The organism is Paenibacillus sp. Y280, from assembly GCF_056786335.1.
The window spans coordinates 21,843-46,722 of sequence record NZ_JBXCIW010000001.1 but is presented as its reverse complement, the minus strand read 5'-3'; the positions used below and the strand labels follow the sequence as shown (position 1 = coordinate 46,722).

21 protein-coding genes and 1 pseudogene are annotated in these 24,880 nt (G+C 46.0%); 18 read left to right on the top strand and 4 right to left on the bottom strand.

Annotated features, from left to right (window positions below; translation table 11 throughout):
- Positions 1 to 139: 139 nt before the first annotated feature.
- Positions 140 to 1,225, top strand: a complete 1,086-nt coding sequence (gene serC, locus AC1TPC_RS00205; RefSeq protein ID WP_482064870.1) for a 3-phosphoserine/phosphohydroxythreonine transaminase — start codon at positions 140 to 142, stop codon at positions 1,223 to 1,225.
- A 129-nt stretch (positions 1,226 to 1,354) separates the two neighbouring features.
- Here serC and AC1TPC_RS00200 read toward each other — a convergent pair whose 3' ends face one another.
- Complete coding sequence (locus AC1TPC_RS00200; RefSeq protein ID WP_482064869.1) at positions 1,355 to 2,077, bottom strand: response regulator; 723 nt, start codon at positions 2,075 to 2,077, stop codon at positions 1,355 to 1,357.
- A gap of 148 nt (positions 2,078 to 2,225) precedes the next feature.
- Here AC1TPC_RS00200 and trmL point away from each other — a divergent pair, with 148 nt between their 5' ends.
- From trmL to AC1TPC_RS00185, 3 genes are all read left to right on the top strand, one after another.
- A complete protein-coding gene (gene trmL, locus AC1TPC_RS00195; RefSeq protein ID WP_482064868.1) occupies positions 2,226 to 2,690 on the top strand; it encodes a tRNA (uridine(34)/cytosine(34)/5-carboxymethylaminomethyluridine(34)-2'-O)-methyltransferase TrmL in 465 nt (154 codons plus the stop codon).
- 177 nt (positions 2,691 to 2,867) lie between these two features.
- Positions 2,868 to 3,116 carry an AbrB/MazE/SpoVT family DNA-binding domain-containing protein gene (locus tag AC1TPC_RS00190; RefSeq protein ID WP_482064867.1) on the top strand — a complete coding sequence of 83 codons (249 nt, stop codon included), beginning with the start codon at positions 2,868 to 2,870 and terminating at the stop codon, positions 3,114 to 3,116.
- A gap of 401 nt (positions 3,117 to 3,517) precedes the next feature.
- Entirely contained in the window at positions 3,518 to 4,714 is a 1,197-nt protein-coding gene (locus tag AC1TPC_RS00185; protein WP_482064866.1) for an aminotransferase-like domain-containing protein, read from the top strand.
- On the opposite strand, the gene AC1TPC_RS00180 is transcribed toward AC1TPC_RS00185, so the two are convergent.
- Entirely contained in the window at positions 4,698 to 5,423 is a 726-nt protein-coding gene (locus AC1TPC_RS00180; RefSeq protein WP_482064865.1) for a DUF2161 family putative PD-(D/E)XK-type phosphodiesterase, read from the bottom strand. The two genes, AC1TPC_RS00185 and AC1TPC_RS00180, sit on opposite strands and share 17 nt — an antisense overlap.
- Before the next feature lie 241 nt (positions 5,424 to 5,664).
- Here AC1TPC_RS00180 and AC1TPC_RS00175 point away from each other — a divergent pair, with 241 nt between their 5' ends.
- From AC1TPC_RS00175 to AC1TPC_RS00135, 9 genes are all read left to right on the top strand, one after another.
- Positions 5,665 to 7,560 carry a PrkA family serine protein kinase gene (locus AC1TPC_RS00175; RefSeq protein ID WP_482064864.1) on the top strand — a complete coding sequence of 632 codons (1,896 nt, stop codon included), beginning with the start codon at positions 5,665 to 5,667 and terminating at the stop codon, positions 7,558 to 7,560.
- 164 nt (positions 7,561 to 7,724) lie between these two features.
- Positions 7,725 to 8,729 carry a protoglobin domain-containing protein gene (locus AC1TPC_RS00170; RefSeq protein ID WP_482064863.1) on the top strand — a complete coding sequence of 335 codons (1,005 nt, stop codon included), beginning with the start codon at positions 7,725 to 7,727 and terminating at the stop codon, positions 8,727 to 8,729.
- 228 nt (positions 8,730 to 8,957) lie between these two features.
- A complete protein-coding gene (locus tag AC1TPC_RS00165) occupies positions 8,958 to 10,415 on the top strand; it encodes a circularly permuted type 2 ATP-grasp protein (RefSeq protein ID WP_482064862.1) in 1,458 nt (485 codons plus the stop codon).
- Between the two features lie 19 nt (positions 10,416 to 10,434).
- Complete coding sequence (locus AC1TPC_RS00160; RefSeq protein WP_482064861.1) at positions 10,435 to 11,430, top strand: alpha-E domain-containing protein; 996 nt, start codon at positions 10,435 to 10,437, stop codon at positions 11,428 to 11,430.
- Positions 11,427 to 12,317 (top strand): transglutaminase family protein, encoded by an 891-nt coding sequence (locus tag AC1TPC_RS00155; RefSeq protein ID WP_482064860.1) that lies wholly within the window; start codon positions 11,427 to 11,429, stop codon positions 12,315 to 12,317. The genes AC1TPC_RS00160 and AC1TPC_RS00155 overlap by 4 nt, the downstream gene beginning before the upstream one ends.
- 176 nt (positions 12,318 to 12,493) lie before the next feature.
- A complete protein-coding gene (locus AC1TPC_RS00150; protein ID WP_482064859.1) occupies positions 12,494 to 13,039 on the top strand; it encodes a YhcN/YlaJ family sporulation lipoprotein in 546 nt (181 codons plus the stop codon).
- 83 nt (positions 13,040 to 13,122) lie between these two features.
- On the top strand, positions 13,123 to 13,857 hold the full coding sequence (locus AC1TPC_RS00145) for a polysaccharide deacetylase family protein (RefSeq protein WP_482064858.1): 735 nt from the start codon (positions 13,123 to 13,125) through the stop codon (positions 13,855 to 13,857).
- 145 nt (positions 13,858 to 14,002) lie between these two features.
- Entirely contained in the window at positions 14,003 to 14,617 is a 615-nt protein-coding gene (locus AC1TPC_RS00140) for a DNA-3-methyladenine glycosylase family protein (protein ID WP_482064857.1), read from the top strand.
- 20 nt (positions 14,618 to 14,637) lie between these two features.
- Positions 14,638 to 15,348: a DNA alkylation repair protein gene (locus AC1TPC_RS00135; RefSeq protein ID WP_482065309.1), complete on the top strand. Its 711-nt coding sequence runs from the start codon at positions 14,638 to 14,640 to the stop codon at positions 15,346 to 15,348.
- A gap of 83 nt (positions 15,349 to 15,431) precedes the next feature.
- On the opposite strand, the pseudogene AC1TPC_RS00130 reads toward AC1TPC_RS00135, so the two are convergent.
- A pseudogene (locus AC1TPC_RS00130) lies at positions 15,432 to 15,506 on the bottom strand (2OG-Fe(II) oxygenase); the annotation flags it as partial.
- A gap of 155 nt (positions 15,507 to 15,661) precedes the next feature.
- On the opposite strand from AC1TPC_RS00130, the gene AC1TPC_RS00125 reads away from it, so the two are divergent.
- Positions 15,662 to 16,213, top strand: coding sequence for an RNA polymerase sigma factor (locus tag AC1TPC_RS00125; protein ID WP_482064856.1), 552 nt, complete (start codon positions 15,662 to 15,664; stop codon positions 16,211 to 16,213).
- Entirely contained in the window at positions 16,210 to 17,190 is a 981-nt protein-coding gene (locus AC1TPC_RS00120; protein WP_482064855.1) for a DUF4871 domain-containing protein, read from the top strand. The genes AC1TPC_RS00125 and AC1TPC_RS00120 overlap by 4 nt, the downstream gene beginning before the upstream one ends.
- Positions 17,191 to 17,292: 102 nt before the next feature.
- On the opposite strand, the gene AC1TPC_RS00115 is transcribed toward AC1TPC_RS00120, so the two are convergent.
- On the bottom strand, positions 17,293 to 19,962 hold the full coding sequence (locus AC1TPC_RS00115; protein WP_482064854.1) for an S-layer homology domain-containing protein: 2,670 nt from the start codon (positions 19,960 to 19,962) through the stop codon (positions 17,293 to 17,295).
- A 320-nt stretch (positions 19,963 to 20,282) separates the two neighbouring features.
- On the opposite strand from AC1TPC_RS00115, the gene AC1TPC_RS00110 reads away from it, so the two are divergent.
- From AC1TPC_RS00110 to AC1TPC_RS00100, 3 genes are all read left to right on the top strand, one after another.
- Complete coding sequence (locus tag AC1TPC_RS00110; RefSeq protein WP_482064853.1) at positions 20,283 to 21,185, top strand: LysR family transcriptional regulator; 903 nt, start codon at positions 20,283 to 20,285, stop codon at positions 21,183 to 21,185.
- Positions 21,186 to 21,296: 111 nt separating this feature from the next.
- The gene (gene metE / locus AC1TPC_RS00105) at positions 21,297 to 23,591 is read left to right on the top strand and encodes a 5-methyltetrahydropteroyltriglutamate--homocysteine S-methyltransferase (RefSeq protein WP_482064852.1); all 2,295 of its coding nucleotides are present in this window, start codon (positions 21,297 to 21,299) and stop codon (positions 23,589 to 23,591) included.
- A gap of 1,081 nt (positions 23,592 to 24,672) precedes the next feature.
- The gene (locus AC1TPC_RS00100) at positions 24,673 to 24,804 is read left to right on the top strand and encodes a hypothetical protein (protein WP_482064851.1); all 132 of its coding nucleotides are present in this window, start codon (positions 24,673 to 24,675) and stop codon (positions 24,802 to 24,804) included.
- Positions 24,805 to 24,880 lie beyond the last annotated feature (76 nt).

Genomic DNA, 24,880 nt, shown 5'->3' with positions numbered 1-24,880 from the left:
AACCGAATGTTTATTGTCAGTAATTCGACATACGTTCGACTTTTTATTGTTTTAATATGCGGAATGCACTTGATGCGAACCTTCAAAATTGCTATCATAGCCATATCATATATAAAGAAACAGAGGTGGGTATCCGAAGATGACACGAGCATTTAATTTTAATGCAGGACCAGCCGCAATACCTCTCGAGGTACTGAAGCAAGCGCAGGAGCAATTTGTTGATTATCAAGGTGCAGGGATGTCCATCATGGAAATGTCTCACCGCAGCAAGCTGTATGAAGCAGTGAACAATGACTCGCAAGCGTTGCTTCGCGAATTGTTCGGTGTTCCCGAAAATTATGACGTGCTTTTGCTGCAGGGCGGCGCTAGTACGCAATTTGCGTTGCTTCCCCTTAACCTATTGCAGCCTGGCAAGCCAGGGGCTTATGTGATGACAGGGGCATGGGCTGACAAAGCGCTTAAGGAAGCGAAGCTTGTCGGTGAAACCGTCATTGCGGCGTCGACAGAAGCAGACAAATTTATGCGCATGCCGACATTGTCGGAAATTCAGGTACCAAGCCATGCTTCTTATGTTCACCTCACTTCGAATGAAACGATCGGCGGAACGCAGTTCCAGGAGTTCCCGGATACAGGTGACGTGCCGCTTATCGCGGATATGTCCAGCGATATTTTGAGCAGACCGATTGATGTGAGCAAGTTTGGCGTCATTTATGCCGGCGCTCAGAAAAATCTAGGGCCATCGGGCGTTACTGTTGTCATCATCCGTAAAGATCTTGTTGAGAATGGCTCAAAAACGATTCCATCCATGTTCCGCTACAGCACGCATGCGAAGACAGGCTCGCTTTACAATACGCCGCCGTCTTTCTCGGTGTACATGGTGAAATTAGTTCTTCAGTGGATTAAAGACAAAGGCGGCGTTGCTCAGCTCGAGCAATACAACCGTGATAAAACGAATCTGATCTATGATACAATCGATCAAAGCAGCGGCTTCTACATTGGCTGTGCGCAGCCGCAAAGCCGTTCGCTTATGAATATTACCTTCCGTATTCAGAACGAAGAGCTTGAGAGCCTGTTCGTTAAGGAGTCGGAAAAGGAAGGCTTTGTAGGCTTGAAGGGCCACCGTGATGTTGGCGGACTTAGAGCTTCAACTTATAATGCCGTGCCTTTGGAGAGCTGCCAGGCGCTTCAGCAATTTATGGTTGATTTCCAAAAGCGTAACGGTTAATAACTGCTGTGTCTTTTATAACGGTATAGCTAGGGGACAAAAAAACCGCCCTCTCCTTCTGAAAAGAAGTGCAGGGCGGTTTTTCGGTTGCTATGTTTTAACCATTCGGAAATTGAGGCATTCTGCTACTTACGCTTGCGCGACTGAATTCTCAGTGACATGTGGACCATTCAGCTTATAGCCAACATTGCGAACGGTCATAATGTATTCAGGTGTGCGTGCGTTTTTCTCGATCTTGTCGCGCAAATGGCTGATATGCACATCGACGATTCGCGTATCGCCGAGGAAATGATAATCCCAAACGCCGTGCAGGAGCTGCTGGCGGCTGAGCACTTTTCCTTTGTGACGGCACAGGAACAATAATAGCTCGAATTCCTTTGGCGTTAGCTCAACGGGCTTGCCATCGATGAATACTTCGCGCTGCTCGACCCGAACGTTCAAGCGTCCGATCTCGAAGGCTGTGTCATCTGCTATGCCTGGCAGCGATTGTACACGGCGGAAAATAGCTTGAATGCGGGATACAAGCTCTTGCGGGCTAAATGGTTTCGTCATATAGTCATCGGCGCCGTTATCGAGTCCGGCTATTTTATCTGTTACGTCTTGAAGCGCGGTGAGCATAACGATTGGAACTGCATTGCTTTGCTTGCGCAGCTCGCGGCAAACTTGAATTCCGTCCATTTTTGGCAGCATGAGGTCAAGTACAATTAAGTCGGGACGAAATGGCTTTAACATCTCGAAAACAGCTTCACCGTCACCTACGCAACGTACATCATAGCCTGCCAGCTTTAAATTAAATTCAATCAACATCGAGATGGATGGCTCGTCATCCACGACCAAAATCTTTTTTCGCATGGTTCAGCTCTCCTTCATGTGTTCCGCCTATTATGTTTCTTATTATGAAGGTAGAAATTATGCTTGAGATTAACGGTACGTAAAGTGGGTGTAAAAATATTGTGCAATTTCGAGAATTTTTGGCAAATTGAGAGGAGAGATTGATAACATGGCATTTCATATCGTTTTGGTAGAGCCGGAGATTCCGGCTAATACGGGAAACATTTCACGTACTTGTGCCGCTACCGGCACCATTTTGCATTTAGTTAGACCGCTTGGCTTTGATACGGATGATCGAACCTTAAAACGGGCGGGGCTTGATTATTGGCATTCGGTTCATATTGAGTACCACGATTCCTTCGATGAGGTGCTTGCGAAATATCCGCAAGGCCGTTTTTTCTATGCGAGCACGAAAGCAAGCAAGCTGTATTCGCAATTCGAGTACCATGATGGCGATTTCTTCGTATTCGGCAAAGAGACGAAAGGGTTGCCCCAGGAGCTGATTGATGCGAATATGGACACCTGCATTAAAATGCCGATGACAAATACGGTGCGCTCACTAAATTTGTCCAATTCTGTTGCAATTATTGTATATGAGGCGTTCAGACAAAATCATTTCCTTGGACTTGAGTAGAATAGATGTCTTTTTCATCAATATATGGTTTTTATATACTAATAAAATGAGATTATTTGCAGGATATTAAGGAATTATTAAATAAGGAAGGAAATGCTGTTGGTTCATCGAAACACTATAACTGCAGAGGTTTCTCAGAAATAGCTTGCGAAACCAGACACAGAAGAGGTGAAAGTGATGAAACCAGCAGGTGTAGTTAGAAAAGTGGATCAACTCGGCCGTATTGTACTTCCAAAATCATTGCGCAAACGTTATTTAATGAATGAGGGCGATCCCGTTGAAATTTTTGTCCAAGGTGACCATATCATTTTGGAGCGGTACCGTCCTAAATGTGTATTTTGCGGATCTATGGTTGAGGTTCGTGATTTCAAGGAACGCTACGTATGTGGCGTTTGCATGGAGGAAATGGCAGAGATACAACACTAATCGGCGTTATATCCCGCTATTTTAACGAAATGAAGCTTCCCGAATAGAGCGCCTGCGCTCTTTGGGAAGCTTCATTTTTTTGTGATGCTTTACCGCAAAACGAACGGGCGCCAGCAAAAAGCTTGGCGCCCGTTCGTAAACGCTTGGTATAAGCTGATACAAGCCAGCTTATAGCCCCTTTGTTTTGTCTTCGTTGTAGGAGCTGGTCAGCATCGCCGTAATGAACAATGCGAACACAGTCATGACAATAATAAAGTTCATCTGTGGGACACCTCCAAGTATGCTTTCCTTATTATAACCAACGTCAGCAAAAAAGAAAACTTTAAAAGTTGTGAACACATTGTTAACATAGAGAGTATGAGCATAGCAAGCCATTAAGCTTGCGAGGAGGAGCATAGCATATGAATTATCGATTTTCATCCAGAGTGTCGCAGTTAAAATCGTCAGCGGTACGAGATATTTTGAAGCTGACGCAAGGCAAGGATATGATTTCGTTTGCCGGAGGCCTTCCAGCGGAGGAGTTATTCCCTGTACAAGCGGTGCGTGAAGCGGCTGACCGTGTATTTGCGGCAGGGCCAAGCGCTTTGCAATACGGACTGACGGAAGGGTATTTGCCGCTGCGTGAGCAGCTTTGCGAGCGTATGGCGGCCAAGCAAATGAACGCAAGCCCAGAACAAATGATTTTGACGACGGGCTCGCAGCAAGCAATTGATTTATTAGTCGGAGTACTGACGGAGCCAGGGGATGCGATATTGGTTGAGAAGCCCACATACCTTGCCAGCCTGCAAGTGTTTGCGCTGCACGGCTTGAAGGTAATAGCGGCGGAGAGCGACGAGCATGGCATTATTCCCGAGGATGCAGAGCGTTTAATTCGCGAGCATCGTCCAAAGCTGCTGTATGCAGTTCCGACCTTCGGCAATCCGACAGGCCGTGTCTGGAGCTTGGAGAGAAGGATGAAGCTGCTCGCCCTTTGCAAACATTATCAAATGCCGATTATCGAAGATGACCCATATGGGGATATTAAATTCGATGAAAGCGAGCAGTTTCCGACGCTGCTTTCCCTTGAAGGGCAAGTAGAGCGCGGAGCTGTATTCTATACGAGCACATTTTCCAAAACGGTAGCGCCTGCGCTTCGTACAGGTTGGGCTATCGGGGATAGCCGTGTAATTGGCATGGTGGCTAAAGCAAAGCAAGCAGCAGACCTTCATTCGAGCACGATGGATCAGCAAATTTTGAGTCAGCTGCTTAAAGGCATTAAGCTTGATGATCATATAAGGCTTATTTCCAAATCATACGGCGAGCGGATGCTTGAAATGCATGAGCTTCTAAAGCGGCAAGCGCTAAAGGATGTCTCGTGGGTAAAGCCGAAAGGCGGCATGTTCCTTTGGCTTGAGCTGCCGGACGGTCTAGACGCGGAAGCGCTCCTTCGTTGTGCGGTTCAGAAGGGGGTGGCGTTCGTGCCGGGCAGCTCGTTCTATGCCGACCATCCACAGCGCAACACCGCCAGATTGAATTATACGTACAATACGGGAGCGCGCACGATGCAAGGTGTTGAGCGCTTTGTTGAGGCGCTTGGGGAGTTTACGGCGCGGAGCTGAGCGAGGCTGTCCATTCCGCTATCACATTGCTGTATTCGGATAATGCAGCCGCGCCTTCCGGGCGCAGACTGTATTTGCCGCGCTCAATGCGGTCGAACCAGCCGTAATAATTGCTGCGCAGCGTCTCTCCGCTGCGTCCATAGCCCGTAATAGCTGCCACCTCTCGCGGAGCTAAGGGGCCCGAGGTATGAAGCGCGTAGGCGCAGCGCAGCGCCTTCTCGCGGTAAGCAGTCACAAGCTTGCGTCCAGTGCTGCCGCCGACGTTATAATCGCCGCTGCGCTCCCTGAATTCATTCAGGAGCTGCGCTTGCTTCCTGCGCCTTGCGCCGCGCTGAGGCGGATCGCCAGGCTGGCATAGAAACTCGATGACTGGCGGCTTTGTTTTATAGAAGGTAACCGTCATAAAACCAATGCCGAGCATGCGGCAAAGCTCAGTCAAATCACCAAAGCGCTGATTATGGGCGCCGCTTTTCTTTCGGTTCCGTTCGACGGCTAGCACGACATGACTGTTTAAACGTAGACGTTCAACCCCTTGCAGCAGCAAGGCGAGGTTGAACGTTTTTTTCATTTCGACAATTATCGTATTTTTGGTGTCTGGATGAATGGCGACCAAATCGCAATGAAGCACCTCGCTTTTTACCATATAGCCAAGCCGCTCGTAATACTTTTTTATAGGAATGTAGAGCTCTTCTTCGCGTGCAACAGCCACGTTTTGTTTCTCCTCCCCGCTTGTTCCAAACGATGCATATGACTCCATTATAGCAAAGGATTCTGCGAACTTGTCGTATTTTGATGGATGAAGGACAAAAATAGTGTGCAATTATCTCCCCGAATAAGCATAGAAATGTAATACCTCAATAAAAGTTGGCACCACTCGATAGAGCGTCTAGAGACAAATCCCGGGCGTAGAACGAATAGTGGAATGCGGAAGCGATGGGAGGAGGCACGGTATGGACATTTTCAAGCGAATATCGGAGTATCAGGCTGAGAGCGAGAAGCTTGCATGGACAGGATCATTCAAGAATTACATTGAATTGCTCGGGAAGGATCCGTCCCCGGCCATGACCGCACATGCACGCGTTTATGAAATGATTGAATCACATGGGGTAGAAGACGTTGGCGGCAACAAGCAGTATAAGTTTTTTGATCAAGAAATCTTTGGGCTGGATCGTGCGGTGGAAAAGCTGGTTGAGGAGTATTTCCATTCGTCGGCTCGCAGGCTTGAGGTGCGCAAACGGATTTTGTTACTGATGGGACCCGTCAGCGGAGGAAAATCAACTATTGTTACGATGCTCAAAAAGGGACTTGAGCGTTTCTCCAGAACCGAGCGAGGAGCCGTTTATGCGATTAAAGGCTGCCCGATGCATGAGGATCCGCTGCACTTAATTCCCCATGAGCTTCGTCCTGATATCGAGAAAGAGCTCGGTGTTCGAATTGAAGGCAACCTTTGCCCTTCGTGCCAAATGAGGCTTCAGACGGAATACAGCGCCGACATTGAAAATGTGCTCGTTGAGCGTGTGTTTATTTCCGAGGATAACCGCGTCGGCATAGGCACATTCAGTCCATCTGATCCGAAATCCCAGGATATTGCCGACCTTACGGGAAGCATCGATTTCTCTACGATAACGGAGTACGGATCCGAATCCGATCCGCGCGCATATCGGTTTGACGGTGAGCTTAACAAAGCTAATCGCGGATTGATGGAGTTTCAAGAGATGCTGAAATGCGATGAGAAGTTTCTATGGAATCTGCTCTCGCTGACGCAGGAGGGGAACTTCAAGGCAGGACGATTTGCCTTAATTAGTGCAGATGAGCTTATTATTGCGCATACGAATGAATCTGAGTATAAGTCATTCATCAGCAATAAGAAAAATGAGGCGCTTCATTCCAGAATGATCGTTATGCCGGTTCCGTACAATTTGCGGGTATCGGATGAAGAAAAGATATATAAGAAGCTTATCGCCCAAAGCGATATGCGCCATATCCATATAGCTCCTCACGCGCTGCGTGCCGCTGCTATCTTCTCTATCCTGACAAGGCTTAAGGAAACGAAGAAGCAAGGCATGGATTTGGTGAAGAAGATGAGGATGTACGACGGCGAGGAAGTAGAAGGCTTTAAAGAAGCGGATTTGAAAGAGATGCAAAATGAGTATCTGGAGGAGGGCATGACGGGCATTGATCCTCGCTATGTCATCAACCGGATCTCCAGCGCGCTCATCAAGCAGGATACACAATGCATCAATGCGCTTGACGTGCTGCGTGCGCTTAAAGAAGGACTGGACCACCATCCTTCAATCACGAAGGAAGAACGCGAGCGATACTTAAATTTCATTTCGGTGGCGCGCAAGGAATACGATCTGCTGGCGAAGAAGGAAATTCAAAAGGCATTTGTTTATTCCTATGAGGAATCTGCCCGCACCTTGTTTGAAAACTACTTGGATAACATTGAGTCTTATTGCAACTGGGCCAAAATCAAGGATCCTTTAACCGGGGAAGAGATGGATCCAGACGAGCGGCTTATGCGTTCCATCGAGGAGCAAATCGGCGTTTCCGAAAATGCGAAAAAAGCGTTCCGCGAAGAGATACTCATTCGCATATCGTCTTATTCGCGAAAAGGGAAAAAGTTCGATTTTACAAGTCACGAACGTTTGCGCGAAGCGGTAGAGAAGAAGCTGTTCGCGGATTTGAAGGATATCGTCAAAATTACGACCTCCACGAAAACGCCGGATGAGAATCAGTTGAAGCGCATAAACGAAGTAACCAAGCGGCTTATGGATGAGCATGGGTACTGCCCGGTTTGTTCAAATGAATTGCTGCGTTATGTCGGAAGCCTGTTGAACCGGTAATATTGCGGTGCGAGCATCAAGAGAAGCTGATAGACAACTGTCTATCGGCTTCTCTGCAGTGCTTCCAGGTTTGAAAAGAATTTCAAATGTTAATACTGATTCTTGTATGTTTTCCGATATAATAGGTGTTAGTGTTCTACTATATACCGAAGGAGTCGGACTTATTGATTAACGTTAATGCAGAACGCAGGAAGCAGCTTGAATACACAGGAATTACGGAACAGGATTTAAAGATTATGGCTGAATGCAAACCTATCTTCGAGAAGATAGTTGATGAAGTAGTAGACCGGTTTTACGACAGTATTGGCCACCAGCCGGAATTGCTTGCGATTATTACAAAAGTAAGCAACATTGAGCGGCTTAAGGAAACGCAGCGATGGTACTATATGTCGCTTACCGAAGGGGTAATCGATCAATCGTATATTGAAAACCGCATAAAAATTGGCGCCGTCCACTCCCGAATTGGATTAACGACGGATTGGTATTTGGGTACATATATGACTTACCTTGATATATCCATGGATGTGCTTAAGCGAGTTATTCCTGATAGTTGGAAGGAAGTTGTACATGCTCTGACGAAATTGTTTAATCTGGATTCGCAATTCGTACTGGAAGCGTACAATGAGCATGAGCAGCATAAAATTCAGCAGCTAGCGGACAATCGTTCCATGATGCTGTCCACTGTTACAAGTGCGGTGCAGGAGCTGGCTTCGCTTATGCTCGAATTGGACGAGGGTGCTCAATCCATTGCGGCTACCGCAATTTCGACCTCGCAATCTCAGGATAAGACGCATACATTATTAGGAGAGCTTCGTGAGGAGCTTGACGGCATTAACGAAATGGGCACATTAATTCGCGGATTATCCGATCAGACTCATCTGCTCGGGCTTAATGCCGCGATCGAAGCGGCTAGAGCAGGAGAGCATGGCCGGGGCTTTGAGGTAGTCGCGAATGAAGTGCGCAAGCTTGCCGCCTCGTCACGCAATGCGCTCGAAGGGATACAGTCGAAGCTTGAAGAGATTGACAAGAAGCTGTCCGCAGTACGCCATGAATCTGAGGCGACATCGGTCGAGGCGCGTAACCAAGCAGCCCGCTCGCAAGAGCTTGCTTCGTTCGTTCATATGGTCGATAAGGTAACGAAAGATCTACAGCAATTGAATCAATCCTAGAATAAAACGCAGCCTAGAAAAAGCAGGAATTCTCTCAACCCGAGGGTTCCTGCTTTCGCGTTATATAAGTTGACACAAAATTCTGATTTTAGTATGATAATCCTAACATTAAGAGGAAATACCGTTATAAATGTTAAGTTTTTTGACATAAATATAATGAATTTGTTCCGATGTTCACGAAGCTAGTACCAATTTGGTGCAGCGCCCATCATGGAGGAGGCGGTTGTCATGTCGACGGCCAAACAGTCGCAATCGCAATTTTACGATTCTCAATCCTTTTACGATGAAATGTTCGACAAGGACCTTTCGGTTCGCGCTCACTATGACAGTGTCCATCGTTTATTTGGAAGAATGAAGCCGGCAGAGCTGGCTGTCCGTCAAAATGCGATTAATCAAAGAATGATGGAGGAGGGCATTACATTTACGCTTTATAGCGGCGCGCAAAATGAGCCGCTCGAGCGGACAATTCCTTTCGATTACATTCCCCGCGTCATTCCGAAGCATGAATGGGAAGGCGTTGACCGCGGCGTCAAGCAGCGGATTCGCGCTTTGAACGCTTTTATCCATGATGTTTATCATGGACAACGAATTGTGGCAGACGGCATCATACCTCGGCGGATGATTGTTTCGAATACTTATTTTCGTCCGGAAATGGCGGGTCTACATGTTCCCGGCGGTGTATATATTACAGCATCAGGCATTGATTTGATTCGTGATGAGAAGGGCCGTTATTATGTGCTCGAAGATAATTTGCGATCTCCTTCCGGCTTCTCCTATCTCTTTAAGGGCAGAACGTTAATGAGCGAGCTGTTCCATGATTTATATTTATCCAGTTCGGTACAAAGCATTGACCGCAGCTTAAATTGCTTCTTAAGCTCGCTCCGCGCTCTTTCTCCTAACGGCAAGCGTGATCCTTTAATCGTATTGCTTACGCCAGGCGCTTACAACTCCGCCTATTACGAACATACTTTTTTAGCGCAGCAAATGGGCATTCACCTCGTTGAAGGCAGAGATCTTGTGTACAAAGACCATAAAATATATTTGCGTGATTTGCGGGGACTCCGTCAGGTCGACGTTATTTATCGGCGCATCGATGATGATTTTCTCGATCCTCTTGCATTCCAGCCGGATTCCTTCCTTGGGGTGCCGGGACTAATGAATGCTTATCGCGCTGGGAATGTTGCGATTGCGAATGCGCCAGGAACAGGCGTGGCGGACGACAAGGCAGTATATGCGTATGTGCCTGACATGATCCGTTACTATTTGGGGGAAGAGCCTATTTTACACAACGTTCCTACGTATATCTTGTCGCGCAAAGACGAGCGCGATTATGTGCTGGATCACTTGGATCAGCTCGTTGTGAAGGAGACGTCGCTATCAGGCGGCTATGGCATGCTGATAGGGCCTAGCGCAACCTCAAATGAGATTCAAGCGTTTGCAGATGCAATCAAGCGCGAGCCAGGACGCTACATCGCTCAAACGACGATGAAGCTCTCGCGTGCGCCGGTTATGGTTGATGGCGGCATGACACCTCGTCATATTGATTTACGAGCCTTTGCATTAATGGGAGAGGAGACGCATGTCATTCCGGGAGGTTTAACGCGTGTTGCAATGACAGAGGGTTCGCTGGTAGTCAACTCTTCACAGGGCGGCGGAGTCAAGGATACGTGGGTCCTTAATCGATAATTTAATGGAGGGAATGCGGGTGCTGAACCGGAATGCAGAGGCATTATTTTGGATTGGCCGTTACATGGAGCGCGCAGAGAATCATGCCAGGCTGATTGATGTACACTATCATCTTCAGGTTGATGAGGAATTGAGCAGCGAAGAAGGCCAGCAACAGGGCGAGATAATCGAGCCTTGCTCGAAATGGGCAAGAATCGTCGATGCCTTAGGCAGCCGTGAAGCATATGAGCAGCAGTATGGCAGCTACAATGAACGCGATGTCCTCTTCTATACGACGCTCGATCGCGATCATTCAAACTCGCTCGTCTCCTGTGTCAGCCATGCTCGCGGCAACCTGCGAACGCTTCGCGAGAAGGTGCCGAGCGAAATGTGGGATGTGACAAACGCATTCTATTTGTGGCTGCGGGAGAAGCAGCCGGATGATTTGCTGCGCGAATCACCGCATCTGTTTTTCGGTCGCATTAAGGAATGGACGGCGCTGTTCCAAGGCGTCAGCCAATCCGTCATGCCGAGGGAGAATGAATGGCATTTCATCGAATGCGGCAGGTATTTGGAGCGCTCGGAAAATACGCTGCGCATCATTAAAGCGGTAGGCAATGTGGCAACCGGCGAGGGCTGGAACAGCTCAAGCGCCTATCCCTATTTGCAGGCTGTACTGCGCTCTGTCAGCGGCTATCAAGCATTCCGCCGTTATTATGCTGACGGAATCACTGTCGAGTCCATCGTTGAATTTGTTGTGCTTAACAGCGCCTTTCCGCGCTCCCTTCATTTTGCGCTCCATACTCTCGATGACCATATGCGGCATATCGAGCTGCAGGATAAGCAGCTGCGGACAGCCCATGAGCGCGTCATTCGCCAAGTAGGAAAAGTAAAGGCGGATTTGGCATGCTTGGAGCGGGAGGATATGGTCATTGATCGGAACGGGACGATCGTTGTTCATTTGCTTGATGCATGCCAGCAGCTTGGGATGGCATTTGCTAAAACCTTTTTTCGCATGGGGGAGGCAAGCGCATGAAGCTGAGTATTTCACATGTCACGAGGTACGAGTACGCGGAGGCAGTTACGGACAGTGTCAATGAAATTCGTCTGACTCCGAGCACGAATGAGAGACAATCCTGTTACCAGCAAGCGATAACCATTGAACCAAACGCCTCATTATTCACCTACGAGGATTACTTCGGCAATCGGGTACATGCCTTCTCGGTGAACGGCCCACATAAACGACTTACGATACGCACCTCTATGACGGTCGTAACGAAGCAGGCGCCTTCCTCCGAAGAGCGTGCGCAATACTTAAGCAGACGTCCGCCGGAGCAGGCGTGGAGCTGGCTGAGGACAGAGGATGCGGCAAATCGCTTCACGGAGTTTCTTCTGGCGTCGGAATATACAGCCATAACGAGCGAAGTAGAGCAGTTTGCTAGTGAAATTCCGGATTCAAATGAGAGTGGCCAAGCTAGCGTGCTGGACTGGCTAAGCGCATTGTCGACCAAAATTCGCACGGAGTTTATTTATGATCCGGAAGCCACTGACGTAAAAACGAGAACCTCGGATATGTTTCTAAGTAAACGCGGCGTTTGTCAGGATTTTGCTCATTTGATGATCGCGAGCTGCAGAGGGTACGGCATACCAGCCAGATATGTGAGCGGCTATCACTTTGTTGGAGATTTGCAGGGAGGCAGCGCGGATTTCGAGCAGGCCTCGCATGCTTGGGTTGAAGCGTTCGTACCTGGCCTTGGCTGGTGCAGCTTTGATCCGACGAACGTCGATCCTGTAGGCGAGCGATATGTAAAGCTGGGGCATGGCCGCGACTACAAGGATATCGTACCGGTTAAAGGCGTTTACAGAGGAACTGGCGAGCAGGTGCTTCATGTATCGGTCGATGTAAGAAATGTTGAGGATTAATAGATGAATAGGCAGCGATAAAAAACAATGAACCGCTTGTGCAGCATGCGGATCATTGTTTTTTTGTTCGCGCAAATATAAAGAGAATATGCCGCAGCAGTCAAAAATTGATTTTTCCATGTATGATTGCAAGCTTATAGCACACCTTATAATCATCAACCAGGAGGTGTCATGCAGTGAAAAAACAGTTCAAACCCATATTTACATCCATTATGGTGCTTGCATTGGGATTCTCGATAGCGGCATGCGGTCAAAACGGAACCGTAAAGGAAAATACAATGAGAGTCAAAAATGATTTGAATCGCGCGGGAGAACGAATTGTCCCTAATGGCATGAAAACGACCGATCGCAAAATAAATGCTATGGATAATCGGATGTACAGCATAGATCCGTTAAGAGGCGCCGGTCAATTGGAGGATCGTGCCGAAAGGGTTAGCGGAGTAAAAGAGGCTACAGTCGTTGTGCATAATAAAGAAGCAATCGTAGGTCTTGATGTCGACAACATCGGAAAAAAAGCGATCATTGAAAAACAGGTTTACGCCGCATTAAAAGGGCAATACCCTGCCTACAACATTCATGTAACCTCCGATGGAAATATCCATAAAAAAATAAAATCGATGAACGTAAATGCAACAAATGGGCATCCTATAAAAACGTTGGGTAACGACGTGGCTATCATGATCCGAGATATAAGCAATGCGGCAACGGCGCCGCTTCGCTAATTGGTCCGACGGCAGCTCACTTTGCGAGCTGCCGGAATTATATTTTCGCGTTACATATCGATTTGCCGCTAGGAGGAATACTGTTGTTAAACCGCAAGCCCAGCCTACTATTGCTGCTCGTAACTGTTTTTTTGCTTGGTTTCACTTTCCCCGAGAAAAAGGATCGTTTTTTTTATGAGAAAAGGGGAGAGATCGTATGGGAGGTTCCGACGAAAGACAAGAAGATCGCCTTGACCTTCGATGATGGTCCTTATCCGAATACGACCGATAAAATTCTTGATTTGCTCAAAAAGTACGATGCAAAAGCAACTTTTTTTGTGCTTGGCAACAAGGTGGAGCGTTACCCGGAAACGATAAAACGTGAAATTGCAGAGGGACATGAGGTAGCTAATCATACGTTTAATCATGTTTATTTCATGCGCTCCATAAGCGACGAGACGATTCGGGATGAAATAGTTAAAACCGAGAAGGCTTTGGAAACGTTGACCGGAAAAAAACCTTTATTATTCCGTCCGCCAGGCGGCTATTACAATGAGCATTCGATTCAAATTGCCAAAACGCTTGGCTATACGACCATTATGTGGTCTTGGCATCAGGATACGAACGATTGGAAGAGCCCCGGCGTGAACTGGATCGTCAATAAAGTATTAGACAATGCCCGCAATGGAGATATCGTACTCATGCATGATTATATCCCCGGTTCCATGCAAACCGTTAAAGCGTTGGAGACCATATTGCGCGAGCTTGATAATAGAGGCTTTGAATTCGTCACCGTAACTGAGCTGATGAATGGCATGTTGCGCATTCCAATCATGTAGAAGCTGATTACGATAGAAGCTTGCTCATTTCTTTTTAACCCTCGTTCCAAAGTTGGGAAGATTGGCTTCGTTATCTTGCTTTTATATTCAATTAATCTTACAGTTGTATGAAAATGAGGTATATTACTTACTAGGTGATAAATCTATGATAGTGACAACGAAGTTTTTTGAATACGGGCAAGCCGAAATCGATTATCTCAAAAGCGTGGATGAAACGCTTGGCGCTGCTATGACGAGATTGGGCAAGGTTGAGCGTGTCATCATTCCTGATCTGTTCACAGCACTCGTGTATGCTATAGTAGGCCAGCTCATCTCGTTGAAGGCTGTTCATACGATTTGGGAAAGAATGCAGCTTCAATTTGGTGAAATTACGCCGAGTCATATCGCTAAGCAGTCAGCTGATGATATTCAGCGCTGCGGGATTACGATGAAAAAAGCGGTTTGCATCAAGCATATTGCCGATATGATTATGGAAGACGCTTTGAAGCTCGATGATCTGTATGCGTTATCCGATGCAGAGGTCATTAAGAGACTGTCAGCCTTAAATGGAATAGGCAAATGGACGGCGGAAATGATGCTGATTAACGCGATAGAGCGCCCTGATGTTGTTAGCTGGGGCGATATTGCCATTCGACGCGGTATGATGAAGCTCTATCAATTGGATTCCATTACGAAAGAGGAGTTTGAACAATACCGCAGCCGCTATTCGCCTCTGGGTTCTGTCGCTTCTATCTACTTGTGGGAAATTTCATTTGAATAAAGGGAGTATAAGGGGTGAAAATGACGGAGAAAACGATCAAGGAGCAGTTAATAGCATTGTCCGAACCGGCTTATCAACAATTTTCCTCTGCACTTATCCCTACTATTAACAACGTGCTGGGTGTGCGGCTGCCTGTGCTGCGCAAGCTCGCCAAAGAGCTGGCGAAAGGTGATTGGCGGAGCTACTTGAAGCATGCGGAGAGCGAATACTTCGAAGAGGTCATGCTGCAGGGCATGGTCATCGGCTATTTGCAATCGGATGTGGAAGAAATACTACGTTACGTCGCTGATTTTGTCCCTAAAATCGATAATTGGTCGGTATGCGACAGCTTTTGCATCGGACTTAAATTTACGAAGACGAATAGGAAGCGGGTATGGGATTTTTTACAGCCGTATCTAGCGTCCAATAAACCTTATGAAATACGATTTGGTGTCGTGATGCTTCTTGATTTTTACATAGAAGAGGAATATATCAGTCGCTTGTTATCCTTATTGGACAGCGTGGAGCGTGAGGATTACTATGTCAAAATGGCGGTGGCATGGGCAGTATCCATTTGTTTTGTGAAGCTGCCCGAGCCTGCCCTGCGCTATTTGGAGAACAATTCGCTCGATGTATTCACCTACAACAAAGCGCTGCAAAAAATAACGGAGTCCTACCGTGTAGACCACGATACGAAAATAATGATTCGCAGTATGAAACGGAAAGAAAAGCAGCCTGAGCATTTGAATTAAAACAAATGACTGGCTGCTTTGTTATTTCTACTTGGCATCATGAAAAATAATGCCCAGACTGTACCTAATCCCCGATGTAATCGTACTTTTCCATACAAATCTTGATGCAAACAGTTGTAGCCTCCGGCTTCATATTTCAATATGAGCGGGGTGGAGCGGGTAAGTCAAAGAGAATGCAAAGCTATAATCGATACCTATGAGAAGCACGACCATTTTCGCAGCACCATCTTGAATGTAAGCGCAAGATAACGAAACTAAATTTAGTTGTGTGAAAATGGAACATTTCGTTATCGCTGTTGTCTAATGATATGAGGTGGTCGGCTTGGAGTACTTGAAAAGTATCACGATAACGGGTGATAACGCTGATTCGATTTTAGGTGATTTGATGGCAGCCTATGGGGACGATGTATGGCATTACGCTTTCATACTAGTCAAGAGCAAGGACGCAGCGGATGACATCACACAGGATGTTTTTTTAAACGCGTATCGTTTGCTGCATCGCTTTGAAGGCAGAAGCTCACCCAAAACCTGGCTGCTTACGATCACGAGGAATAAGTCGATCAATTGGCTCAAATCTTCCTTTATTAGGCGTGTTATGTTAATGGGCTCCGTTACACATTCGAAGAGTCAGAGTTCGGCAGAGCAGGAGGTTTTGGATCAAATGGGCGTGCATGAGATCTGGCAATCGGTAATGAGGCTGCCTGCCAAGCAGAGGGAAGTGCTGATTCTCGATGCCCACTATCAGCTTTCGTACTCCGACATGGCTGGGCTGCTGGCCATATCGGAAGGGACGGTCAAATCCCGCTTGCATCGAGCCCGTGCTCGAATGGAGCGCATGCTGAAGGAGGAGGGTGGGAAGCTATGAAAACGGATCAAGATTCGAAACCAGGCTGGTATGACACTTTGATAAAGCCTCCCTTTGAAGGTCAAAAATGGACTGTCGAGAAAAGTGAAAGCCTGCTGAAGGAAATTAGCATGCTAAAGCGAAAGAAAGCGGGTTTTAGCAAACGTTCCCTCAAGCTCGGTTGGTCGGTTTCTATATTTGCAATGATCGTTGTTGCTCTGGCATTTATTTGGACAGATGGATTTAATGAAAGAACCTCTATTGATGGGAGGAGCAATAGGAATGCAGCAACGATTGCTAAAGCTGAGTGGGAGATGTTCCCAGGCGGAGATATGATTGCAGGTAAACCGGCAGGTGCGATGTACATGATTCATAAACCACTTTCGGAATTGCTTGGCCACAAATTACAAATCATCGCAACCCATCAAGAGACGGGAATGACCTTAGAGGAGCTTACAGAAACCACAATCAGTGAAATGAATGCACAAGAATATGGTAAAGATTTATTTTCTACAGTAGATGCTGTCACTAAAACGCGGATTGTTTCAGGTATGGCGATCCCTTTGGGCGGCAAATGGCGCTTTGAAATGTTCATTGACGATGTATCGAATGGGTATAAGGAGTGGAATGTTCCTGACGGCGGCTGGGAGCTGAGCCCTTCATTTGTGTCTGGTCCGTATTCAATGACTGGGACTAAGGGGAAGTTAGGCTTTATTGATCCAGGTTTTATCGCAGGCAAAGGGAATAAGTATATGTGGCATTTTTGGGGGACGAATGAGGAGCTCACCGGAGACTTGCAAATCTATGCGGTTCGGGAGTCGACAGATGATTTATTGACGGTATTTGAGAGCAGGGTTCGGCCAGGAAAACATAATGGAGCAGATGCCGTGCTGCCGTCTGGGATGACGCTGCCGTATGCAGGCAAATGGAAGCTAATCGTCATGATTAACAAACAGTGGTTCGGGAATGTGATTGTTCAGGTTGAGAAGGGGGTGTAAGGAGGGTGCCGTAGTATAAACTAAGTATTAAGCAGTATGTCACAGCATTGTTCAAAAATGGGGAGAGGAAGGGCGGATGCCCCTCCTGCTCGATATTGATCTTTAAGGGTTCCAAGTATGAAGCGGAGTATAACCATCCGCTACATGCTCTTCATCAAACGTTATAGGAATAATGTAATATCCGATAACTTCATAATTTTTATCATATAAGTAAACGTAGAAGAAAACGTCCTCTACATTTTTCCCAATTTTCGGATCAGTAGATTGATGGTAGTAAGATTCGAGAATTGAGTATTCTTTACCATCATCAAGATTGATCGCACTAGCTGTCAATCCGATATTTCGGTGCGTGAATTCCAGCGGAGCTGTATTAAGCTTTAGGTTTTCTTTTCCTGGAGCATCAGGATAGCTGCTCGTCTTTAGGAATATGGATTCTTGTGAGTATCCAATATACTTGGCGTTAGGTTGTTCTTTTGTGATTTTTTGCGGGTCAAGAAAAACCTTGAAAGCATTTCTAAAAGGAATTTGGAAAAATAACTCTTCTTGTTTGAAAGCATCAATGAGCTCTTGCTTGTTCAGCGTTACGGCTCTAACTCCGAAATTATCGATTATTCTCGTTACAGGAGTCAAATCATAGTGATAGGTCCCGCTATACAGAAGTTTTTGATCACGTATTACTTTAACATCAAACGAACCAGTTGACGATGCTATAGAATTAGCTTCTAATAAGCAATGATCAGAGGCACAGGTTTTAAATGGCGTTAAATCTCCTGATTTGTAAAGTTCAATAGAATCAGTTTTGAGTAGCCTTTTTCCTTCAACCATACCGAGGTCAAATAAATATTCATATTCATGTGATATTTTGCCTTGAGTAGATTTATAAGTACTTTGCCGTTTAATCATTGAAGCCTCTTGAATGGATCTTGGATAATGAATGTTAATCGTGTATACCTTTATTCGTAATTTATCTCCGCTAACTACGCTGATCACAACTGCAATGTCATTGAGTGGAGCGATATTTACATTGAAAGTGCTCGTTTCTGTTGGTAGTTCTTTATTTTCAAAACTGTTTCTTTGACCGCTAGTTATAAAGTAAGATACTTTCTCATAAGCAGATTTTGTTACAGTGACAGGTACAGTTATGGCTTGAGTGTTACGATCAATAATGACGCTGTAAGAAAAAACGTCAGGCTTAAAGCCAATTTCCTTTTCATAATAGTTCTTATCCAGCTGTGTAAGAGAGAACCCTTTAAGAGATAAATCTATTAGTGAAGCATCCTTACATTCTATCGGCGGGTTTGCTCCTTCACAGCTATTGTTGCTGCCACCGCCATTAGTACCGCCATTAGTACCGCCATTAGTACCGCCATTAGTACCGCCATTAGTACCACCACTTGAACCATCATTGGATCCGCCGCCAATCGCGCCACCGCTGCTTGGAGGATTCGTGATGGAACCTGCAGCATCTCCACCAACTTGAGTAGGCTTGGTCTCGAAGCTGGATCCCTTCGCGCCATTATTGACAAACGCGCTCTCTACTTTACCTTGTCCAATCAACTTGGCCACTGCATCCAGAACGAGCTGAATGACTTTAGCATCCTTGCCTAGATTCACTTCCGCGTTTGTTCCAACGGAATCGACATTTAATTTATTAATGGATCCACTCGGTATGCTCACTTTGATGTTTGAAGCAAGAACATTTACATTTTCATATACTCCAGTAAGCTGTACTTGTGAGTTAGCAGGCAGCACATTGGATAATTCGACATGATTAAAACCACTATCCGTTACGAATGACTCTTCCAATTTCACAGGAGTTTGCACCAAAACATGTTGTACGGAAGTGGCTCCAGCAACGACTACGCGCACTGATCCATCTTTCTTGTCGACAGTAATTCGCACTAACACAGAGTCCTCGAAATGAATGGAATTCGCTCCGCCGCCTTGAATGGTTGTTGTGCCTCTGACGGTTACTTTCTTAAAGAAAGCATCGCCCTCTCCTACCTTGGCCGCAATCGTTAGATTACCCTCAATAATAGTATTTTGAAGGGTAACACCGGCAGCGGACACCACAACGTTTCCTTTTATCGTTTTCGTACCGCTCTCAGGACCGTATAACCCTGCTTTATCATAATTAGTATCAGGCATGTATACCGTAAGAGCATTTACAAGCAATGTTACAGCTTGCGCTCTCGTAAGTTTATCCTTCGGTCCGAAGTTGCCGTTTGTATAGCCGTTAATAACCTTCTTATTCACTAGAGCCGCTACCGAAGGTTTGCTCCATGCCGCAATTTTAGACTCATCCTTAAATTGCTCTGTACCTTGATTGCCGCGAAGCTCCAGCTTGAGCAGGCTTGCAACCATTCCAGAAGCTTCCTCGCGCGTAACCTGTTTATTAGGACGAAACGTGCCATCCTCATAACCTTTAACATATTCAGCATTTACTGCAGCAGCTACTTGTGCGTAAGCCCAGTTCGTGCTTGTCAGATCGGTAAAAGAAATTTTGGACTGCTCAGTAAGTTTGAACGAACGATTAATCAGTGCAATCAATTCAGCTCGGGTAATTGCACGGTCAGGTTGATAAGAGCCGTCAGAGTATCCCTGTACCCATTCTTGCTCAACCCATTTGCGCATATTTGCTTCTGCCCAATGACCCTTTAGATCATCCGAAGCAGTTTTCTCGGCTGCCCATACAGAACTAGATAGCGACAGGGACATCGCAAGTATTACTAAGAGGCTTACAGATTTTTTCATTTTTTTAAACAATGACAAGTTAATTCTCCTCTACTAAATTAGTGATAATTACAATTCCCCTAGACCATTCATCAAAAATCGAGTCTAAACTGCATAATTTTTAGTAGATTAGACCTAATTTTTAATAAATATAGGCGAATAGTGAGTTATTCCATTATATCCATGATCCTCCATTATGTCGATAGAATAGGTATGAGGTCTACTTGACTTTCAAAAGTTCCGCAAAATGGTATTTCTTTTACCCTTTTTAGTTCTAAATGGAGCAAAGGGGTTATTAGCAAGCTTTAATAAACTTTGTATAATGTAGGAAAGAGAAAGGTTAGAAGGGAGTATTTCAATTGACGCTGCAACAATTAAAATATGTAATCGAGGTCGCCAATCGGGGCTCCATTAATGAAGCGGCGAAGCGGTTGTTTATCTCGCAGCCAAGCCTTTCAAATGCGATTAAGGATCTGGAAGAAGAAATGCAGGTTGCGATTTTTGATCGATCAAATAAAGGCATCTCCTTATCAAAGGAAGGCGTTGAATTTTTAAGCTATGCCAGGCAGGTAGTTGAGCAGGCTGAGTTGCTGGAAAGCCGGTACCTTAATGCGAAGCCCTCCCCGCAGCATTTTTCAGTTTCTACTCAGCATTATGCATTCGCGGTTAATGCATTTGTAAGCTTGGTTCAAGAGCATGGTCATGATGAATATGAGCTATCTTTGCGAGAAACCAAAACCTATGAAATTATAGAAGATGTCAAAAGCTTGCGCAGCGAGATCGGGATTCTATATCTTAACGAGTTCAATGGCAATGTCATCAACAAGCTGCTCAAAACAGCGAATTTGCAATTCGTCAGCTTATTTACAGCCAAGCCGCATATTTTTATCAGTATTAAAAATCCGCTCGCGAATCAATCGATCGTGACCATTGACCAGCTTCAGAACTATCCGTATTTGTCGTTTGACCAGGGCGAATACAATTCGTTTTATTTTTCGGAAGAGATACTCAGTACGATGTCACATAAGAAAAGCATCCGTGTAAACGACCGGGCTACGCTATTCAATTTATTGATTGGGTTAAACGGCTATACGATTTCGACAGGGGTGTTAAGTGCCGATCTAAATGGCAATGAAATTATCCCTGTACCTTTGGATATTGATGAAACGATTAATGTAGGCTGGATTTCCCATAAAAATACGTCGCTGTCGAAGCTCGGAGCGGCATATGTGGAAGCACTTATACAAGCGACTGCCCAATAAAAGTGCTGATATAGCCTTAGGCTATAACTAGATATAGTTTAATCCAGTTACACTATACCAACGGATACGTGATATCTTTCTTGTAACAATTTGTTTAGGGAGTGTTGCAAGATGGTGAAGAGCAGCGTATTGGGTTATCCGCGTATTGGTGCAGATCGTGAATGGAAGAAAGCGCTCGAAGCGTTTTGGTCCGGGAAGCTTGAAGAATCGGAGTTTCATAGCATGCTTAAGGAAATCCGTTTGAGTCATTTGCAGAAGCAGCAGGAGAAGGGGATCGACCTCATCTCGGTCAATGATTTCAGCTATTACGATCATATTCTTGATACGGCTGCTATGTTTGGCATTATTCCGAAACGATTCAGCTATGATGGCGGCGCTGTGCCGTTGTCTGTCTATTACGGTATTGCCCGTGGGACGAAGGAAGCAACAGCAAGCGAAATGACGAAATGGTTTAACACTAACTATCACTATATCGTACCTGAACTGGATGGGGCGACACCTGCACTTACCGAAAACAAACCTTTAAAGGCTTATCGTGAAGCTAAGCAAGAGCTAGGCATCGAGGGTAAGCCGGTTATCGTAGGACCGCTAACGTTCCTGAAGCTGTCAAAAGGGTACAGCGCTTCGGAGACGGATGCATGGCTTGCGCGTTTGCTGCCGCTTTATGTGCAGATCCTTCAAGAGCTTGCGAATGAAGGGGTTCAATGGGTACAGATTGATGAGCCGATTGTTGTAACGAAATTAAACGACGCTGATCTTGGGCGATTGAAGACGATTTATGAGACTTTTGCTGCAGCAGTACCAAGCCTGAACATCATGCTGCAAACTTATTTTGAATCGGTAGAGAACTATAGTGACATCGTTTCGCTGCCTGTTAACGGAGTGGGACTAGACTTCGTGCACGGATTGTCCGGCAATCTCGCTTCGATTAAAGCTTTAGGTTTTCCAGCGGACAAGGTACTAGGGGCAGGCATTATTGACGGCCGCGGCATCTGGAAGGCGTCACTTCGCGAGAAGCTGGCCTTGCTGGAGGAGCTTGCTGAAATCGTTCCGGCAGATCGGTTAATCGTACAATCGTCATGCAGCTTGCTTCATGTTCCGGTTACGGTTCAAAATGAAACGAAGCTGTTGCCTGAGCTGAAAAATGCGCTTGCATTTGCTGATGAGAAGCTAGGCGAGCTTGTCCTTCTTGCAAAAGCCATCTCTTCAGGCGGATCAGAAATTACAGCTGAGCTGGAAAACTGCGATACGGCTCTACAGGCGCTTAAGCAGTCGGGTGAGCGTAATCGCAATGACATTCAGCAGGCAGTTGCAGCTATTAGCGTTCAAAATCCAGTACGCAGCCTTCCTTTCGCAGAGCGTCATATTGCACAGCAGAAAAAATGGCAGCTGCCGATTTTCCCGACAACGACCATTGGCAGCTTCCCGCAATCCGCAGAGGTGCGCAAGGCACGTCAGCAGTGGCGCAAGGGTGAATGGAACAATGAGCAGTATGCTAACTTTATCCGAGAGCAGATCGATATTTGGATTAAGCTGCAGGAAGAGATTGGGCTTGACGTTCTTGTGCATGGCGAATTTGAAAGAACGGATATGGTTGAATTTTTCGGCGAGAAGCTTGCAGGCTTCGCGTTCACCCAGTTCGGCTGGGTGCAGTCGTACGGTTCTCGCTGCGTGAAGCCTCCTATTATTTTTGGAGATGTCGCGTTCGAGGAAGCGATGACGGTCGAGGAAACCAAATATGCTCAGACCAAGACCGAGCGTCCGGTTAAAGGAATGCTGACAGGTCCGATTACAATAATGAACTGGTCGTTCGTCCGCGATGATATTACACGCGAACAAATCGCTTACCAGCTGGCTTATGCGCTTAGACAAGAGGTTGAAGCGCTTGAGCAAGCAGGCATTGGCATGATTCAAGTGGATGAGCCTGCTGTTCGCGAAGGCTTGCCGCTTAAGGAAGAAGACCAAGCGGAATACCTCGCATGGGCTGTCAAAGCGTTCCGCATGACTACTTGCACGGTTCAGGACACGACGCAAATTCACACGCATATGTGTTATTGCGAGTTCCATGACATGATCGATTCGATTGAAGCTATGGATGCGGATGTCATTTCGATCGAGACTTCCCGCAGTCACGGTGAGCTGATTCATAGCTTCGAGCTCAACACCTACAAGCTGGGCATCGGATTAGGCGTATACGATATCCACAGTCCGCGAATTCCGCGCGTAGAGGAAATGACCAGTATGATTGAACGCGCCTTGCGCGTACTTGATCCGAAGCTCTTCTGGATCAATCCGGACTGCGGACTAAAAACGCGCGGCTACGAAGAAACGATCGACTCGCTGCGCAACATGGTTGAAGCGACGGAGATTGCCCGGGCTAAGCATTCCTTGCAAGTGCAGTACTAGAGCAATATAGTTGATAGCAGAATAACAAAGATGAGCAGGCGCCGCGGCGTCTGCTCTTTTTATTTTCGCTAAAGGGCAGAAGTGAAAAAGATACAAAATGAACGAATTCGTAGATTTTAAGGAGCGAGTTTTGTTACTATAGGATAATAATCCCAATTTTTTGATATGAGTAGGGAAGTTGAAAAAGATTCAGGATAACGGATATGTTGTTGGATGCGGAACGTTGGCTCTAATCAATGCGGGACTTGCACAAAGTAAAAATAGGAACGGACTCAGCTGGTTTCTTATTTCGGTGTTCATCGGTCCGGTCGCAACTTTAATCTTTGTAATAGGGAAGAAGAAACTGGAACAGTGATTCCTAGTAGCAAGCGGAATGTCTGGCGACTGGAAGGTCTATGCAACGACTAGAGATGGACATTCCATGGATATCAATGTTAGTGCAGGACAAATTAAATAAAGAACGGCAGTGGGTATAGGGCACTTTATTTTGCACGTCCTATGCTGCCGCTGCTACAACTAGCGTCTCTTGTATCGATTTTTTCCAAAGCGTCTTGGCCATGCCTTACGGTATTCCATTTCGGGTTCCATACTTGATTCCATGCCGAATTCCATACCGGTCGCCCCATTCGGAGACGATTCACCGTAATTGGCACCGTAACTGGCGCCGTTATTGGCGGAAGCTGGTTCGCTGGATGAACTATTCGTTCCTTCGTTGGAAACTGAAGTTGTGTTGATATTTATCGTTCCGACATTCCCAAAAATAATCGTACCTTCGTTTCGCTGGATTATGACCCGTCCAAGCTGGCATCCCATATACGCACAGCATTCCTTTCCATTGCTACTATTTGAGGCTGCAAGATCATGCTAGCCACTTGCTCTCTCTATTCTATGAACAATTGGTTGAATTGGTATTGGCGCTTCGTAGAGTTACAGAAGCCTTTTTTAGAACAGTTGGATGCAGCCTTATGTTGTATGTCGTATTAATAATGGTGTTTCGAGTGATCAGCGTATCCTCTGGTACTTATGGCCGAGTCGAGAATGAATAATAAAGCAAGCTCGAGAGCTTAGGGAGGTAATCGTAATGCAGGAGCTTGTTGGCTGCTGTAAGGAATGCAAGAAGCAAATTTTTTGCAATGATGGTTTTATAGATGGAATCATACTAGATGACAAAACATTAGTATGCTTCGACTGCTTCGATAAGGATCAAGAATAAAGCTTGCAAGGTGAATATTGGAACGAATGCAGCGCGGACGGAGCTTGCCTTTCGAATGATAGGGCTCTTCTATTTC

What these genes read in the sequence shown, in the direction of transcription:
- serC (WP_482064870.1), top strand. Translation starts at nt 140, where the DNA reads ATGACACGAGCATTTAATTTTAATGCAGGACCAGCCGCAATACCTCTC.
- AC1TPC_RS00200 (WP_482064869.1), bottom strand. Translation starts at nt 2,077, where the DNA reads ATGCGAAAAAAGATTTTGGTCGTGGATGACGAGCCATCCATCTCGATG.
- trmL (WP_482064868.1), top strand. Translation starts at nt 2,226, where the DNA reads ATGGCATTTCATATCGTTTTGGTAGAGCCGGAGATTCCGGCTAATACG.
- AC1TPC_RS00190 (WP_482064867.1), top strand. Translation starts at nt 2,868, where the DNA reads ATGAAACCAGCAGGTGTAGTTAGAAAAGTGGATCAACTCGGCCGTATT.
- AC1TPC_RS00185 (WP_482064866.1), top strand. Translation starts at nt 3,518, where the DNA reads ATGAATTATCGATTTTCATCCAGAGTGTCGCAGTTAAAATCGTCAGCG.
- AC1TPC_RS00175 (WP_482064864.1), top strand. Translation starts at nt 5,665, where the DNA reads ATGGACATTTTCAAGCGAATATCGGAGTATCAGGCTGAGAGCGAGAAG.
- AC1TPC_RS00165 (WP_482064862.1), top strand. Translation starts at nt 8,958, where the DNA reads ATGTCGACGGCCAAACAGTCGCAATCGCAATTTTACGATTCTCAATCC.
- AC1TPC_RS00155 (WP_482064860.1), top strand. Translation starts at nt 11,427, where the DNA reads ATGAAGCTGAGTATTTCACATGTCACGAGGTACGAGTACGCGGAGGCA.
- AC1TPC_RS00140 (WP_482064857.1), top strand. Translation starts at nt 14,003, where the DNA reads ATGATAGTGACAACGAAGTTTTTTGAATACGGGCAAGCCGAAATCGAT.
- AC1TPC_RS00135 (WP_482065309.1), top strand. Translation starts at nt 14,638, where the DNA reads ATGACGGAGAAAACGATCAAGGAGCAGTTAATAGCATTGTCCGAACCG.
- AC1TPC_RS00120 (WP_482064855.1), top strand. Translation starts at nt 16,210, where the DNA reads ATGAAAACGGATCAAGATTCGAAACCAGGCTGGTATGACACTTTGATA.
- metE (WP_482064852.1), top strand. Translation starts at nt 21,297, where the DNA reads ATGGTGAAGAGCAGCGTATTGGGTTATCCGCGTATTGGTGCAGATCGT.
- AC1TPC_RS00100 (WP_482064851.1), top strand. Translation starts at nt 24,673, where the DNA reads ATGCAGGAGCTTGTTGGCTGCTGTAAGGAATGCAAGAAGCAAATTTTT.